The sequence below is a fragment of the Microbacterium sp. bgisy189 genome (genome assembly GCF_965345345.1).
Lineage (GTDB): Bacteria > Actinomycetota > Actinomycetes > Actinomycetales > Microbacteriaceae > Microbacterium.
Genome location: NZ_CBDRMZ010000002.1, coordinates 380,207 through 396,160 on the forward strand (window position 1 = coordinate 380,207; position 15,954 = coordinate 396,160).

Genomic DNA, 15,954 nt, shown 5'->3' on the forward strand with positions numbered 1-15,954 from the left:
TCGGTCGCTCCCCAGCAGACGACGATCGTGGCGGAACGATCCGGGTTCCCCCGATCCCGGGAGCGATGTCCGGGCCCGCGGGACTCGGTTTCGCGTCGTTCCATGTGAGAAGAGCGGGCACCCCGGCCCCTGATACACACCAGATGAGATTCTTTTCAGGAACCTTCTGCGCCCCCGGCCTCGGCGTCATCGACCCACCGCAGCACGCGGAGCGCACGAAGCGTGTTCCACCGGCTCGGCTCGCCCAGCGGCGCTTCGAGATCGAGTTGCACCGCCCCCGGGTCGTCGTACTCCGCGGGCCAGCGACCGTCCGCCCCGCGCCGGTCGCGCACGATCTGCACCGCCTCGGCCGTGCGCGGGTCCGGCCGTGAGCCGGTGAGCCGGAAGTACTCCAGGGCGCGCAGCACGTCATAGCGCCACCGCGGCGGGAACGGGAACCTCAGGTACGCGTCATCGACGACCTGACCGTCTGAGCGGCGTCGCAGCAGCATCCGTTCGAGCAGATACTCCTCACCCCGCGCGCGCAACTCCCGCGTCGAGAGACCCGTCGACTGTTCGTACTCGAGCAGCCCCTCAAGCACGGCCAGTGTGCTGTCGAACGACGACCGCACCGACCCGTCGCCTTCGAGGCGGAAGCAGTTCCAGCCGCCGTCTGGCTGCTGGTCCTCTGCGCAATACGCCACGATGCGCGAGACATCGGCCCCGAAGTAGGCGCCGGCCCGGATGGTGCGACCGTTGATGCACGAATCGACCTCGCCCGACCAGTACGGCCGGTCTTCGTACTCCCACCGTGCGTGCACGTCGAGAAGCGCGACCGTCTCGGCCATGTACGGGTCGTCGGGCGGGATGCCGAGGTCGTAGAGCGATTCGAGCACCCACAGCGTCGAGCTCCACGGCTGCGGCTCGCCGAGCTCCCAGCTCCATCCGGCGGGCGCCCACGCCCCAGCCGCCCACCGTCCGTCTGCGCCGCGCGCGTCGAGCAGCCGCCTGCCCCACCCCTCGGTGGCGACACGGCGTCGCTCCGCGGTCACCTGGTCCGACGGCGCATCGGTCAGATCGTTCAGCACCTGCCAGCGGATCGCCGGGTCTGCGTCGAGGAGCCACGTCTCGAGTTCCATGCTCGGCATCGTGCCACCCGGGTGCGACATGCGCGAGGGCGGTGCCTCAGAAGCCCGCCCCGTGACACTGGAACGGCGCGGTGATGCCGGTCGCCGCGGACGCATGCGCCAGCGCCGCTGCCGGGCTCTCGCCCGCGGCGAGCCCAGCATGCAGCGCGGCGAGCAGATCGCACGCATCGTCGTCGCCGACGACCACGGGCGCCGCGATGACGCACCGCGCACCGGCGTGCAGCCACGTGCGCGCCATCCCGAGGGATTCCTCGCCCCAACGCACCGCCGACCGTCCGACTTCGCACGCCGAGAGCACGACGATGTCGGGCACGCGCTGCATTCGTTCGATGTCGTGTCCGAACAGCGCCCCGTCTGCGAGTTCGAGGCCCGAGAACAGCGCGTTGTCAGCCGCATGGCGACCGTGCGCGGCGATATGCAGCACGTCGCACGCCGCCGCGGCTGCCGTGACGGCATCCACCGTCGCCGCGTCGCCGGTCAGCACCGTCGCGTCGGGCCACGCTGCGGCTCCGGCGCGGACCTCTTCGTCGGCACGGGCCACTCGGGGACCGGCCGCGAACTGCACGCGGGTCGCCGGATGCAGCCGGCGCGACGCGATCCAACGCGACAGCGACGGCGCGAGCGTCGTGAGCCGACCGTGCAGCCCCGGCAACAGGGTCCAGGCGAGCCCAGCCAGCAGACCGGGCGCGGTGATCGCGATGCGCGTGGCGCCCGTGCGCGCGAGCGGCGCCTCGACGAGCACCGCCGACAGCTGGGCGAGACGTCGGTCGAGCGAGCGGCGCACGACCTCGCGCATCGGCCCTGGCGGAGCGGATGCCGACATGTCGAAGTCTGCGCGCAACCCGGCCATGAGCTGCGGCAGCTCACGCGCGGCCGGCAGTTCGAACACCTCGGCGTCCTCTGCCGTGACCAGCAGGCAGCGCACGCCGGTGCTGCCGTACACGTACGCCAGCACCGCGGTGTCGGCATCGAGCTGTTGCTGCACGTCGGCCAGGCCGACCCGCACGTCGACGTGGTGGACAGCGCTGGCCGACCACTGCCTGCGGCGCACCCGATCGGCGATCTCGCGCGCACGCCCCGAGCGCAGCCAGTCACCGTCGGGCGATTCGGTGCGCAGCAGCCGCAGTTCGGCGAGGTCTGCCGCGAGTTGCGGATCGGGCGGCGGGCGCAGCGCGACGACCTGCTGACTGAGATGGCGGGCACGCTCCGACCAGTCGAAGATGGTGGCGACATCGCCGGTCGAGATCGCGGCATCCAGCCCGAGCTGCATGAGCGCGCTGCCATGCATGGCGGCGGAGTTCTGCAAGTCGATCGCACCGAATGCGGCCTGCCAATCGGCGAGCTCGTCGAGACCGGCGGCGGCATGGCGCAGCGTGCCGCCGTGATCGCTCGACCGTGCGGCGCGTGCGGCCCGCACCTCGTGCGTGAGCATGCGCACCTCGATCGAGCTCGCCTCGTCGAGCGGTGGCGTCGATCGCGACGGCTCGCCCGCGCGGATGCGCGAGAGCTCACGCGCGAGGCGCAGTGCCGCGGCATCGTTGCGCAGCCCACGTCGGCTGAGGCCGCGGATGGCCCGTTCGACCGCTTCGGCCTGCGGTCGGCGTCCGAGCCCCGCTGCGTGTGCGGCGAACGCCGCGCGCAGCCGCACCGCTTCGGCGCGCCACCGCCAGGTCGTCGCACCCAACCCCTCGAATCGGCGCGCTGCCGCGCCGGCGACGGTTCGCGCGCGCGCAGGATCGTGTCGGAGCAGGGAGCGCGCACGCTGCAGGTCGGCTTCGGCACGCGCCTGCGGCATGCGTTCTCGCCCGAAGGCGTCGGATGCCGAGGCCAGCAGCTGCTCGGCATCTCGGACGAGGCCGGCTTCACGCAGCACCTCGGCGCGGTCGACGTCGCCGATCGCGGCGTTCGCGACCGAGACGGCAGCGATCTGCGGGCGCGCGGACGCCATCTGCGACATCGCCTCGACGAGCTCGCCCCGCAACAGGCGCACGTAGCCGAGGTTGTGCTGTGCCTCGGCGACCTCGACCGGCTGGCCGACGTCCCGGAAGGCCGAAACGGCGAGTTCGAGGTCGGCGGCGGCGGCATCGAGCTCGGAGCGCTGCATGTACAGCACGCTCCGGTTCATCCGAAGATTGGCCTGGGCGAGTGGATCGTCGACGAGTTGCGTGATCGCCAGGTCGAACGCCTCGAGCGCATCGTCCATGCGCCCCTGGTGCGACAGCAGACTCGCGAGCTGACCCGCCAGCACGCCACGCGTGTGATCCGACAATCTGGGCATCGCGAGCGCCTCGCGGCAGATGCGCTCGCCGGCGCTGGGTTCACCCAACTGCGTGAGCACATACGCTCGCGTGCCGGCGATCCGAGCCGCACGCTCCGGATCGTGCTCGACCTCCGCCGCCTCGTCGAGCAGGCGCCGTGCATCGCGGTAGCGACGCTGGTTCGACAGCGCCAGCGCGCGCTCGTAAAGCCCCTCGTCGGTCACTCCCCCAGCATGCCGGAACCGCGGCGGCTCTGCGGCCGCCGCGGTTCCGTCATTCGCCGGTGTCGCTCACCCCGATCTCGTCGTCCACCTCACCGCACGCGGCTGCGATGTCGGGCGTCGGCCCGGATGCCGGCAGTGCCCGCATGCGCGCAGCCACGCGTCCGGCGAACAGCGGTGCCGCGAACGACGTGCCGCTCCACACTGCGAATCCGCCGCGGAAGTCCTCGGGGGCGATCGTGGTGCGACGGCGACGGTACTCGTCGTCGCGGGCCGTTGCCTGCAGTCCACCCAGGAAGTCGGGGATCGTGCTGACGACTGCCGCTCCCGGCGCGTACGTCCGCACCCACGGGCCGACGTTCGAGAACAGGGCCGTCGATCGACAATCGGGGTTGAGTGCGCCGACTGACACGTGCCGCGCACCGCCGTCGGGGGCGATCCCGTTGTCGGCTCCCGGCCACGGCCACAGCGACGCCGGGAAGGCGGGGCGATCGATCGCGTCGTTGCCCGCCGAGACGACCACGGTCGTGCCGAGGTGCCGCAGGCGCGCGAGCAGGTCGTACAGCGCTGTGCTGTAGAGGCCGTCCTGCGGCGTCTCGTGGTAGTACCCGAGCGAGAGGTTGAGCACGTCGACCGGACGCCCTCCCTCCATGCCCTTGCAGAACCGTGCCACGAGGTCGACGACATCGGTGAGCACCTCGAGCAGCAGCGACTCTTCGACCATCCCGAGCGCGTCTGCGAGCCGGATCGCAAGGATGTCGGCATCCGGCGCGGCTTGGCGGACGATCCCCGCGATGAAGGTGCCGTGCCCGGCGACCGGATCGATCTCGCCGTCGAGCGGGCCGTACAGGTCGGGGTAGATCTCGGGATTGGCTTCGTCGTCGAGCCCGACGGCTCGACCGTCGATGCGCACGTCCCTGTCGACGATGTCGTCGGGCAGCCACGCGTGCACCCCCGCGCCGGTGTCGAGCACGGCCACGACGGCGCGGCGCAGCCCCGACTCGATCTCTCCGCGGCGCGGTGCCGCACCGATCCACGCCACCGGCTGACGTCCGCCGAGTCCGGACTCGGCATACTCTCCGACCGGGTTGGTCTTCGTGTACGGGTTCGTCTTCGTGTAGGGATTGGTCTTCGTGTACGGGTTCGTCTTCGTGTAGGGATTGGTCTTCGTGTACGGGTTCAGCCCGACCGGATCGACCGTCAGGATGTGATCGAGCCCCACGCGGTCAAGGCCCGCCCCGGCGAGCACTTTCGCGACCGCCTCGGCCGACGCGTCGGCGCCGAGCTGCGCCTGCCTGAGCGCGTCGCGCCGCAACCGCTGCAGCACGCGCCAGGCGTCGGGCGGCACCGGTGATTCACCGCGCACCGGCTCGTCAGGGGTCGTCAGCAGCACCCGAACGGTGGGGCCCACGCCGATACGGTCGAGTGTCTTCGCGTCGCGTCGGAGCTGATCGGGCGCGGGGACGGCCGCCCATCCGAACGCGGCCGCCGCCTGCTGGACGCGATCGAACAGGTCACCCGAGCCGGTTTTCTCCTGCGCGTCCGTGCCGGTCAGGAGCAGCCGGTCGGGCACGTACGCAGTCTGGAACGCCTCGACGCCCGTGACCGGCTCATCGCCCGGATCGAGGACCACGCCACGGATCACCGATCCGCGCGCACGATCCCGCCACGACCAGCCGTCGGGCAGACCAGGGCCGTTCTCGTCTTTGGGTGCCATCACCGATTCCCCTCACTGTCCGATCGGACGTTCACAATTCGAATCCGGGCGTGCGCAACTCGACGCCGTCGCTCCCCGGCGCGATCCGGAGTCGGGCAGGCCCTGCGGCGACCTCGTCGAACGAGAACCTGCCGCCCTCGACGGGCGTGCTCAGCTCGCGGCTGTCCTGTTCGAGTACGGCTGAAGACGCATCACCGTCGACCCAGCCGTCGATGCGACGCCCACCTCGGTCGGTCACCGTGACATGGATCAGCACGGTCGTGGTGCCGTCGCTGAACTGCAGTGTGAGCAGGTCGGCATCGCCGCGCACGGCGGCCACGGCATCCGACTCGACGAGTGTCAGCAACGCGTATTCGGTCGACAGGTCGTCTGCGGCAACTGCCGCGACCATGCGGTCGATCAGGTCGGCGGGATGCGGGTCGACCCGCTCCCACGTGCGACGCATCGCACGGAACAGGGCGGCGTCGGCCGCGGGCTGTTCAGAGGCCATCGTCATCTCCATTCCATCCTTCTGAAGCCAGGACGGTGCGCAGTTTTCCGAGGCACCGTCCCCGTGTCGGGCCGATCGATCCGATCGGCATGGCCAGGTCTTCGGCGATTCGGGCGTAGTCCGGTCGCTCTTCGAACGCGATCACCTGCAGCAGCCTCCGACAGCGGTCGTCGAGGCCGTGCACCGCCCGCCACAGTCGGGCATCGCGGTCGGCGACTTCGGCACGCCCCTCGGCCGACTCTTCGGGGTCGAGGAGCGGTTCGAGGTCGACCGTCTCGGTCGGCATGGCGCGCTGGTGCGCCTTGCCGACCCGCCACGCTTCGCGGCGGGCGGTGGTCGTGAGCCATCCCGCCACAGCCCGCTCGTCGACGATGCTCTCGTGACGGCGCACGAGCGTCAGCCATGTCGACTGCACGACGTCTTCTGCCGCCGCACGGTCGAGCCCGTACGCGCGCACGACGTGCCACAGCACCGGAGTCAGCAGCCGCACGAGATCGTCCATCGCGCGTGAGTCGCCAGCCCGCCATCGGCGGAAGCTGTCGGTCGCGCGCACCCAGATGCTCGAGGCGTCGTCGATCGCCCCGTCGCCGTCCGTTGGTGGGATCGGCGAGGGGTCGGCATCAGTCATAGCGCCCATTGTGGCCACACCAGAACGAGTGCGGCTACTGGGCTCCTGATACATGTCGACCGAACCGGAATAGAATCGCCTGCATGTCGCCGCTCGTCTACGTCTGCGTGCGCCCGCAACAGGGCGCTGCCGAGGCCGAGTACGAGTCGTTCCGAAGCGCGATGCGCCTCGAGCCCGACGAGCTCGAACGCATCGATCTGGTCCGCGAATCGCTGCCCGACGACGCGTTCACGCGATGGCGCGGCTTCGTCGTCGGCGGCAGCCCGTTCAACGTGACCGACCCCGAGTCGACGAAGACCGACGTGCAGCGCCGCCTCGAAGCCGGCCTCACCCGCATCGCAGAGCGCGCCGCCGACGGTGAGACCGCTGTGCTGTTCACCTGCTTCGGCATCGGCATCGCGACCCGCACACTGGGCGGCGAAGTCACGCGCGCGCACCCCGAAGACACCGGCCCGACCACCGTTGCGTTGACCGACGAGGGCCGCGCCGACCCGCTGTTCGGTTCGCTCGCGCACCGTTTCACTGCGCTCACGGCCCACAAGGAAGGGTCGTCGAAGCCGCCCGCAGGCGCCGTGCTGCTGGCCACGAACGAGGACTGCCCCGTGCAGGCGTACCGCATGGGCGACCGGCTGTACGCGACGCAGTTCCACCCCGAACCGACAGCGCAGGCGTTCACCGAGCGGATGGCCGTCTACCGCGACGACGGCTACTTCGACGCCGGCGACTTCGATGCGATCGCGGCCCGGGTGAACGCGGCGTCGCTGTCGGAGCCGACCCGCATCCTGCGCGCGTTCGCCGCCGCGTTCTGACGTCGGTTCAGTCGGGCGCCGTGCGGGCCCGCATGACCGTCAGCACGAGCGGCACCGCCACGACGACGAACGCGACGACCCACGCTGCGATCGCGACGGTCATGGATGCCGGCTCCCCCGTCGACCGCTGCACCCCGATCCAGAACAGCCCCCACCCCATCGCGAGGCCCGGAGCCAGCCGCCCGTTCGTGATCCACGCGATCGCGACACCGATGACCCCGACGACGACGAGGACGATCACGGCGATGAGTTCACCGGCATCCGCCCACTCTGCGGGTGCGATGACGGTGAGCCAGGCTGTCACGTTGGCGACCGTCGCCAACGCGACCCACCCGAGGTGCAGGCCGACCGACGCGTCGAGCAGCACGACCCCGGTGATGCGCACGCCCGGCATGGTCTGCAGCACGCGCAGGGTGTATCCGAGGGCGACCAGCAACAGCGCGATGGCGACGACCGTGAGCGGCAGGGTGAGCCACTGCGCCGTCAGCAGCCACAGCCCGTTCAATACGGCCGTCAGCGCGACCGGCCACCCGGCCGCGCGGTGCCGTTCGCGAAAGCGCTGCGAGGGAAGCGCCTGCCAGATCGCGTAGCCGATCGTGAGCAGGTAGATCGCGCTCCAGATCGAGAACGCGGGGCGGGCGGGCGCGAGCAGCGTCGCATCGGCGTCGAGCGCGCCGCCCTGCAGCTCGCGCACGTTCGTGCCGCCGAACAGGCCCACACCGATCATCGCCGCGACGATCATGAACACCACGGCGGCGATGACGCCGATCTGTCGGACGGTGTCGGACGGGCGGGCGGTGCGGGGCTCGTCGGTCATGGCCGCCACGCTACGCGGTCCGGCGAGGACGGGTCAGGGCCTTGACACGCCTCGCGTCACACCCCCGAGCCGACGATCACGGCGGCATCCGGCGCGATGACGAAGACGTCGCCGCGCCGCGCCGGCTCGATCGTCGCGAGCAGCACGTCGCCATCGCCGGCCGGAACCTCCCACGGCACCTCGGAGAGGTTCACGAGCACGCGCACCCCGCCGCGTTCCAGTTCGTACACCCGCCCGCCGATCGCCTCGGCTGCCGTCGCGGCGCGCTCGTCGAAACGCGGGTCGGTCAGCTCGGGGCGCTCCCGCCGCAGCGCCGCGAGCCGTCGGTACAGGTCGAGCAGGTCGGCGTGCTCGCCGGCATCCGGCTCCGACCAGTCGAGCTTCGAACGCTCGAACGTCGCCGGGTCGTTCGGGTCGGGAACGAGCGACTCGTCCCATCCCATCGCCGCGAACTCGCGCTTGCGGCCCGCCGCGGTCGCCGCCGCGAGTTCGGGCTCGGGATGCGAGACGAAGAACTGCCACGGGGTGGAGGCGCCCCACTCCTCGCCCATGAACAGCATCGGCGTGCCGGGTGCGGTCATGGTGAGCACGGCGGCGACCTTGCGCCGCTCCGGTGACAGCATCGCGGCGAGCCGGTCGCCGGCGGCACGATTGCCGATCTGGTCGTGGGTCTGCGCGTACGTCACGAGGCGCCACGACGGCGCGGCCTCCGGGATGGGACGACCGTGATCGCGGCCGCGGAACGACGAGTGGGTGCCGTCGTGGAAGAACCCGCCCGTCCAGGTCTTCGGCACCGCGTCCAGCGCCGCGAAGTCGGCGTAGTATCCGACGGTCTCGCCCGTGAGGGCGACGTGGATGGCGTGGTGGAAGTCGTCGGACCACTGCCCGGCGAGTCCGTAGCCGCCGGCCTCACGCGGCAGGAACATCACCGGGTCGTTGAGGTCGCTTTCGGCGATGAGCGACAGCGGCCTGCCGACGTGGGCGCTGAAGGTGTCGGCGGCCTCGGCGAGCTCCTGCAGGATGTGCACGTCGCTGTCTTCGTCATGCAGCGCGTGCACGGCGTCGAGCCGCAGCCCGTCGACGTGGAAGTCGCGCAGCCACATGAGGGCGTTGTCGACGACGAACTGCCGCACCGGCTGCGCGTCGAGGTTGAGGCTGTCACCCCACGTGTTCGCGCGCCCGTCGCGCAGGTAGGGGCCGTACTCGGGCAGGTAGTTGCCGGACGGCCCGAGATGGTTGTAGACGACGTCCTGGATGACGGCGAGGCCCGCGGCGTGGGCGGCATCCACGAACCGGCGGTACGCCTCCGGCCCGCCGTACGCCTCGTGCACCGTGTACCACAGCACGCCGTCATAGCCCCAGTTGTGCGTGCCGTTGAAGCCGTTCACCGGCAGCAGTTCGACGTGTGTGACCCCGAGCGCGACGAGATGGTCGAACTTGGCCACAGCGGCATCCAGCGTGCCTTCGGGGGTGAACGTGCCGACGTGCAGTTCATAGATCACGCCGCCGGCGAGCTGCCGCCCGGTCCACGCGTCGTCGGTCCAGGTGAAGGATGCCGGGTCGTCCCATGCCGACGCCTCATGCACGCCGCGCGGCTGCCGGCGCGACCGCGGGTCGGGCCGCAGGTCGTCCGTGTCGCCGAGCACGAACCCGTACTCGTCACCCCCCGCCAAGTCGACTTCCGCGCGCCACCAGCCGCCGCCTGCCGCGGTCATCTCGACGTCGTCGCACCCGGGCCGGCGCAGCCGCATCCGATCGACCTTCGGACCCCATACCTCGATCATGGTTCCATCGTCGCATCCGTTCGTGACGCCTGGCCACCCGCCCATCGCGTGCAACATTCAGTCCCGCGGTGCGCGGAACACAGGGCGCCCCGCGGAATGACGCGGTTCGGGCACGCGCTCGCCGACGCGGAGACTGAATACTGAACCGATGCGGGCGGTGCCGGGCCCGGATGGGGTGCGCTCAGTCGGCGGGCAGCAGCAGTGCCACCGGGTAGTCGGCGAGCAGGTCGGCCAGCGGCACGGTGCCGGCGTCGAACCGGCGGCCGGTGAACGCGTCGACGGTGGGGGTCTCGTGGCGCAGGAGCGCTGTGTCTCCCCACCCGCCGGCGAGGTCGAGTCCCGCGGGCAGCCGTGTCGCGACGGCGAGCGCGCCGCCCCGGTCGAATGCGACGGCACGATGGGCATGCTCGCCGACGACCGTCATCGGCGTGTACCGGGCGAACAGGTCGGGCCGGTCTCGGCGGGCGCGCAGCGTGCGCGAGACGACCAGCAGCTTCGCAGCCCCGGTGTCGTCGATCGGCGGCTGCCAGCCCTCATCGATCCGGCGCAGCAGCTCACGGCGGATGCCGAAGTCGACGGCGCGGCGATTGTCGGGGTCGACGAGCGACAGGTCCCACAGCTCGCTGCCCTGGTAGACGTCGGGCACGCCGGGCCCCGCGAGCTGCAGCAGCTTCGCGCTCAGCGAGTTCGACCGACCGAACCCGGTGATCCTGCGGGCGAAGCGGTCCACGATCGGCCCGGCCGCGCCGAACGCCGCATCGACCACGGACTCGACAGCGCCCTCGAAGTCGGCGTCGGGCGCCGACCACGACGTGCGCTCCCCCGCCTCGCGGGCGGCCTTGACGCCGTACTCGCGCAGGCGCTCCGCCGATGCGGGCCACGCGCCGACGATCGCCTGCCACAACAGCGCGTCGAACGGCCCGTGCCCCGTGGATGCCACGGCCCGAAGCTCGCCGAGAGTCTCAGCCCACTCGTCAGCGAGTTCGCTCAGCACCGCCAGGCGCGACCGCACATCTTCGCTGCGCTTCGTGTCGTGCGTCGAGAGCGCCGTCATCGTGCGCGGCCACGCGGCCTGCCGTTCCTGCTGCGCCCGGTGGAAGCCGTCGACGTCGAGCGAGAAGTGCGACGGGTCGGCGCCGACCTCGGTCAGCGACCCGAGGCGCGTGTACCGGTAGAACGCGGCATCCTCGACGCCCTTGGCCATGACGGGTCCGGCGGTCTGCATGAACCGGCGCGACAATTCGGACGAGCCGTCCTGCAGTGCGATCGCGAGAGCCATCGCGGCAGGGCCCAGGTCGGGGCGACGGTTCGCGCACTCGCGCGCCGCGGCAACGAGCAGGTCTGCGCCGGCGGGCAGGTAGGCCCGGTAGACGGGAAAGTTTGCGAGCAGTTCGGCGAGCGCGTCGACTGTGTCGGGCTCGTCGCGCAGGTACGCGGGCAGCAACCGCTGGATGCGCAGCACCTCGGGGCGCAGTGCTTCGTCGGCGACGGCGCGTTTGAGGTCGTGCACGAGGTCGTCGTAGGCGGCGCCGGGCTCGCCGCGCAACGCCGTGTCGAGGTCGGCGAGCGCCGTCTCACCCTCGGGGTCGGTGAGCACCCTGTCGATGTCGGCCATCGCGTCGTACCCGGTCGTGCCGTCGACCGCCCACCAGCCGGGCAGGGTCTCGCCGTGCTCGAGGATCTTCTCGACGACGACGTACGGGTCGGTCGCGCCCGCCTCACGCAGCGCCCGGTCGAGGTCCGCGAAGTAGCCGCCGGGGTCTGCCAGCCCGTCGGGGTGGTCGATGCGCAGTCCGTCGACGAGCCCCTCGCGGAACCAGCGCAGAATCTCCACATGGGTCGCGGCGAACACCTCCGGAACCTCGACCCGCACCCCCGCGAGCGTCGTGATCGTGAAGAACCGGCGGTAGTTCAGCGTCTCGCCCTCGCGCTGCCAGAACTCGAGCCGCCAGTGCTGCCGCTCCAGCACGGTGCGGACGGCCTCGGCGCTGGAGGTCTCGACCACCGGAGCGGTGCCCTCGGCCAGCGGCAGCACGTTGTCGTAGTACCGCACGAGCCCGAAGGGCGCGGCATCCGTCGGCACCGGGTCGACCGTCAACTCACCCGCGGCGAGCACGTCGTCCAGCGTGCCACCCAGGATCGGCAGCACGACCCGCCCACCGCCGAAGTCCCAGTCGATGTCGAAGGCCTGCGCGTGCGCCGACTGCCGTCCGCGCGTGAGCACATCCCACCACCACGCGTTGCGACTCGGATCTGCGACGCCCTGATGATTCGGCACGATGTCGACGAGGATGCCGAGGCCCGCCGTCCGGCTCGACGCTGCGAACCGGTCGAGTCCTGCAGCGCCACCCCGCGCCGGGTCGATGCGGCTCGCATCGACGACGTCGTAGCCGTGGTCGGAGCCGGGTGTCGCCTCCAGCAGCGGCGACAGGTACGCCCACCCGACCCCGAGATCGCGCAGGTAGTCGGCGACGTCGGCCGCCGCATCGAGATCGAACGACGACCGGATCTGCAGCCGGTACGTGGAGGTGGGTGTCATCGCACGGTCTCCGTTTCGCGAGGTGCTGCCGGATGGCGCAGGCGTCAGCGCGGCAGCTCGGACTGCGGCGCGTGCGCCGGGATGATCTCGATCGGCGAGGTGTACGCCGCGAGCGACGCCGCCACCGAGTGGTCGACCTCGGGCTCGGGCTCTTCGTGGTCGATGAGCACGACGAGCGACTTGCCCTGCAAGCGCACCTGCTCACCACCGCTGAACGGCGCACTGTCGGCGAGTGCACCGCCGGTGTCGACGATGACCTCCCACCGCGGGCTGAACGCCGCATCGGGGATCGTGAGGTCGACCACGTCGTCACCCGCGTTGAACAGCACGAAGAAGTGTCGGTCGCTGATCGGCTCACCCCGGCGATCGCGCTCGCGGATGCCGTCGCCGTTGAGAAAGACGCCGATCGCGCGCCCGAAGCCGGCATCCCAGTCTTCGGGCTGCATGAGCGACCCATCGGGACGCAGCCACGCGATGTCGGGGATCGGGGCGCCCTCCTCCCGTCTGACGGGGCGGCCGTCGAAGAACCGGCTGCGGCGGAAGGTCGGGTGTTCGCGGCGCAGGCGTGCCAGGGCCGCGGTGAACTCGACGAGCGGCTGGTCGACGGCATCCCAATCGACCCACGTCAGTTCATTGTCCTGCGCGTAGCCGTTGTTGTTGCCGCGCTGCGTGCGCCCCAACTCGTCTCCGTGCGAGATCATCGGCACGCCCTGACTGAGCAGCAGCGTCGCGATGAAGTTGCGCTGCTGGCGGGCCCGCAGGGTGAGGATCGCGGCATCCTTCGTGTCGCCCTCGGCACCGTGGTTGTTGGAACGGTTGTGGCTCTCGCCGTCGTTGCCGTTCTCACCGTTGGCGTCATTGTGCTTCTCGTTGTACGAGACCAGGTCGCGCAGGGTGAACCCGTCGTGGGCGGTGACGAAATTGATGGATGCCACCGGCCAACGCCCCGAGTGCGCATACAGATCCGCCGACCCCGTGATGCGCGAGGCGAACTCGCCGAGCGTCGAGGCCTCGCCGCGCCAGAAGTCGCGGACGGTGTCGCGGTACTTGCCGTTCCACTCGGTCCACTGCGGCGGAAAGTTGCCCACCTGGTAGCCGCCGGGGCCGAGGTCCCACGGCTCTGCGATGAGCTTGACCTGCGAGACCACCGGATCCTGCTGCACCATCTCGAAGAAGGTGGCGAGCTTGTCGACCTCGTAGAATTCGCGGGCCAGGGCCGAGGCGAGATCGAAGCGGAAGCCGTCGACGTGCATTTCGAGCACCCAGTAGCGCAGCGAGTCCATGATCAGCTGCAGCGTGTGGGGGTTACCCACGTTCATGCTGTTGCCGGTGCCGGTGGTGTCGGTGTAGTACCGCTTGTCGTCGGCTTCGATCCGGTAGTACGCGACGTTGTCGATGCCCTTCATCGACAGGGTGGGGCCGAGATGGTTGCCCTCGGCGGTGTGGTTGTAGACGACGTCGAGGATCACCTCGATGCCAGCGGCGTGCATCGCCCGCACCATCGCCTTGAACTCCTGCACCTGCGTGCCGCGCTGGCCCGACGAGGCGTACGTGTTCTGCGGCGCGAGGAAGGCGATCGTGTTGTAACCCCAGTAGTTCGACAGCCCCTTCTCTTGCAGGGTGGAGTCGTTCACGAACTGGTGCACCGGCATGAGCTCGATCGCGGTGACACCGATCTTCTTCAGGTGATCGATGATCGCCGGGTGCGCGAGGGCCGCATAGGTGCCGCGGATCTCTTCGGGAATGTCCGGATGCCGCTGCGTGAGCCCCTTCACGTGTGCCTCGTAGATCACGGTCTCGGCGTAGGGCGTCTTCGGCTGACGGTCGCCCGCCCAGTCGAAGAACGGATTGATGACAACGCCCTTCATCATCTGGGCGGCCGAGTCGTCGTCGTTGCGGGAGTCGGGGTACCCGAAGTCGTACCCGAACACCTCCTGGCCCCACTCGATCTGCCCGTCGACGGCCTTCGCATAGGGGTCGAGCAGCAGCTTGTTCGGGTTGAACCGATGCCCGTTCGCCGGGTCGTTCGGGCCGTGCACGCGGTAGCCGTACCGCTGCCCCGGCTGCACGTGCGGCAGGTAGGCGTGCCAGACGTACGCGTCGACATCCTGCAGCGGCACCCGGGTCTCGAGTCCCTCGTCGTCGAACAGACACAGCTCGACGCGCTCGGCACCTTCGCTGAAGAGGGCGAAATTCGTGCCGTTGCCGTCGAAGGTGGCACCGAGCGGATACGAAGATCCGGGCCAAACCTGCATGCATCCTCCTGGGGCGCTATCGGGTACAGACTCTCCACCCTACTTCGGGCGCGTTTCCACGTGATGTCAGTGCACTGTCATCGCAGCGACAGTTGATCGTCGAGGTAGCCGGCGAGGTCGCGGGTGCCACCGGCCGCGCTCCAGCGCACGATCGGGGTGCCGTCGGCGGCGACCGACAGCGGACCCGACGAACCCCCGGCATCCACCGCCGCCAGATCGATCGGCGCCCAGCCGAGGTGCACCGTCTCGCCGTCGCGGAACCCGCCGCGGAACGCAGCCGCCGCAGTCGCCGCCCGCTGCCGCTGCGACTCGGCCGCGAACCCGCGGATGACCTCTTCGCGCGCCCGGAGGATCTCGCCGGTGGCGAAGACGGCATCGTCTGCGATCAGCAGGACGCCCAGATGCCACGCCGACCCGACGGGCACGATCCTCGGCGCCCGTCCGAACCCGAGCAGCCGCCGCGCCGCCGCGTGATCGCCGAGCCGCTCCTGCCGCTGCCCCGCCAACCGCCGCCGCGCCGCGTCGATCAGCGCACTGGCACTCCCGGGATCCACCACGCCCCCATTCTGTCCTGCGGGGGGAGCGCGGTGGGAGGATGGCGGGATGAGTGCTGTGCATGTCGTGACGGGGGCAGGGTCGGGGATCGGGCAGGCGGTGGCGCAGCGTCTCGCGGCGCGCGGCGACCGACTGGTGCTGGTCGCGCGGGACGCCGGCCGCGCCGATGATCTCGCCGCGGCGTTCCCTGGTGCGACGGCGATCATCGCCGACCTCGGCGACCCGACCGGCTTCGCGGCGGCAGTGGACGGGGCGGGCCTGCCCGAGCGGGTCGACAGCGTCATCCACGCCGCCGGTGTCGTCGACCTCGGCAAGGTCGCCGACCTGCCGGTGGATGCCTGGACCTCGCAGCTCACGGTCAACCTCGTCGCGCCCGCCGAACTCACGCGGCTGCTGCTGCCGCGGGTGCGCGCGGCCCGCGGGCAGGTGCTGTTCGTCAACTCGGGCGCGGGACTGAACGCCCACCCCGAGTGGTCTGCGTACGCGGCATCCAAGCACGGGCTGAAGGCACTCGCCGACGCCCTGCGCGGCGAGGAGGCACCGAACGGCGTGCGCGTGACGACCGTGTACCCCGGCCGCACCGCCACGCCGATGCAGGCGAAGGTGCACGCACAGGAGGGCGCCGCCTACGATCCGGCCGCCTGGATCGACGTCGAGTCGGTCGCCACCGCCGTCGTCACTGCGCTCGACCTGCCACGCGACGCGGTCATCAGCGACCTGACCGTGCGCCCCGGCCCCCGCTGAGCCGGCGGCG

At 70.8% G+C, this 15,954-nt stretch carries 12 protein-coding genes; 2 read left to right on the top strand and 10 right to left on the bottom strand.

The genetic code is table 11. The features are described from left to right. Positions 1-155: 155 nt before the first annotated feature. The 5 genes from ACSF8R_RS04800 to ACSF8R_RS04820 are packed head-to-tail and all read right to left on the bottom strand — an operon-like array spanning position 156 to position 6,441. The gene (locus tag ACSF8R_RS04800) at positions 156-1,118 is read right to left on the bottom strand and encodes a hypothetical protein (protein ID WP_434810718.1); all 963 of its coding nucleotides are present in this window, start codon (positions 1,116-1,118) and stop codon (positions 156-158) included. A 46-nt stretch (positions 1,119-1,164) separates the two neighbouring features. Further along, positions 1,165-3,609: a CHAT domain-containing protein gene (locus ACSF8R_RS04805; protein WP_434810719.1), complete on the bottom strand. Its 2,445-nt coding sequence runs from the start codon at positions 3,607-3,609 to the stop codon at positions 1,165-1,167. A 49-nt stretch (positions 3,610-3,658) separates the two neighbouring features. Then, on the bottom strand, positions 3,659-5,323 hold the full coding sequence (locus ACSF8R_RS04810; RefSeq protein WP_434810720.1) for a S8 family peptidase: 1,665 nt from the start codon (positions 5,321-5,323) through the stop codon (positions 3,659-3,661). A 31-nt stretch (positions 5,324-5,354) separates the two neighbouring features. Continuing rightward, positions 5,355-5,813, bottom strand: a complete 459-nt coding sequence (locus ACSF8R_RS04815) for a hypothetical protein (protein ID WP_434810721.1) — start codon at positions 5,811-5,813, stop codon at positions 5,355-5,357. Beyond that, complete coding sequence (locus ACSF8R_RS04820; RefSeq protein WP_434810722.1) at positions 5,803-6,441, bottom strand: RNA polymerase sigma factor; 639 nt, start codon at positions 6,439-6,441, stop codon at positions 5,803-5,805. The genes ACSF8R_RS04815 and ACSF8R_RS04820 overlap by 11 nt, the downstream gene beginning before the upstream one ends. Before the next feature lie 83 nt (positions 6,442-6,524). Between ACSF8R_RS04820 and ACSF8R_RS04825 the strand changes: the two genes are divergently transcribed. Then, complete coding sequence (locus tag ACSF8R_RS04825) at positions 6,525-7,250, top strand: glutamine amidotransferase-related protein (protein WP_434810723.1); 726 nt, start codon at positions 6,525-6,527, stop codon at positions 7,248-7,250. 7 nt (positions 7,251-7,257) lie between these two features. On the opposite strand, the gene ACSF8R_RS04830 is transcribed toward ACSF8R_RS04825, so the two are convergent. From ACSF8R_RS04830 to ACSF8R_RS04850, 5 genes are all read right to left on the bottom strand, one after another. Continuing rightward, positions 7,258-8,067, bottom strand: coding sequence for a tryptophan-rich sensory protein (locus ACSF8R_RS04830; RefSeq protein WP_434810724.1), 810 nt, complete (start codon positions 8,065-8,067; stop codon positions 7,258-7,260). A gap of 56 nt (positions 8,068-8,123) precedes the next feature. Continuing rightward, positions 8,124-9,851, bottom strand: a complete 1,728-nt coding sequence (treZ, locus tag ACSF8R_RS04835; protein ID WP_434810725.1) for a malto-oligosyltrehalose trehalohydrolase — start codon at positions 9,849-9,851, stop codon at positions 8,124-8,126. A 181-nt stretch (positions 9,852-10,032) separates the two neighbouring features. Continuing rightward, the gene (treY, locus tag ACSF8R_RS04840) at positions 10,033-12,390 is read right to left on the bottom strand and encodes a malto-oligosyltrehalose synthase (protein ID WP_434810726.1); all 2,358 of its coding nucleotides are present in this window, start codon (positions 12,388-12,390) and stop codon (positions 10,033-10,035) included. Between the two features lie 44 nt (positions 12,391-12,434). Continuing rightward, positions 12,435-14,645: a glycogen debranching protein GlgX gene (gene glgX / locus ACSF8R_RS04845; protein ID WP_434810727.1), complete on the bottom strand. Its 2,211-nt coding sequence runs from the start codon at positions 14,643-14,645 to the stop codon at positions 12,435-12,437. A gap of 77 nt (positions 14,646-14,722) precedes the next feature. Next, positions 14,723-15,202 (bottom strand): glutaminase, encoded by a 480-nt coding sequence (locus ACSF8R_RS04850; protein WP_434810728.1) that lies wholly within the window; start codon positions 15,200-15,202, stop codon positions 14,723-14,725. Between the two features lie 46 nt (positions 15,203-15,248). On the opposite strand from ACSF8R_RS04850, the gene ACSF8R_RS04855 reads away from it, so the two are divergent. Further along, the gene (locus ACSF8R_RS04855) at positions 15,249-15,944 is read left to right on the top strand and encodes an SDR family oxidoreductase (protein WP_434810729.1); all 696 of its coding nucleotides are present in this window, start codon (positions 15,249-15,251) and stop codon (positions 15,942-15,944) included. Positions 15,945-15,954: the final 10 nt, after the last annotated feature.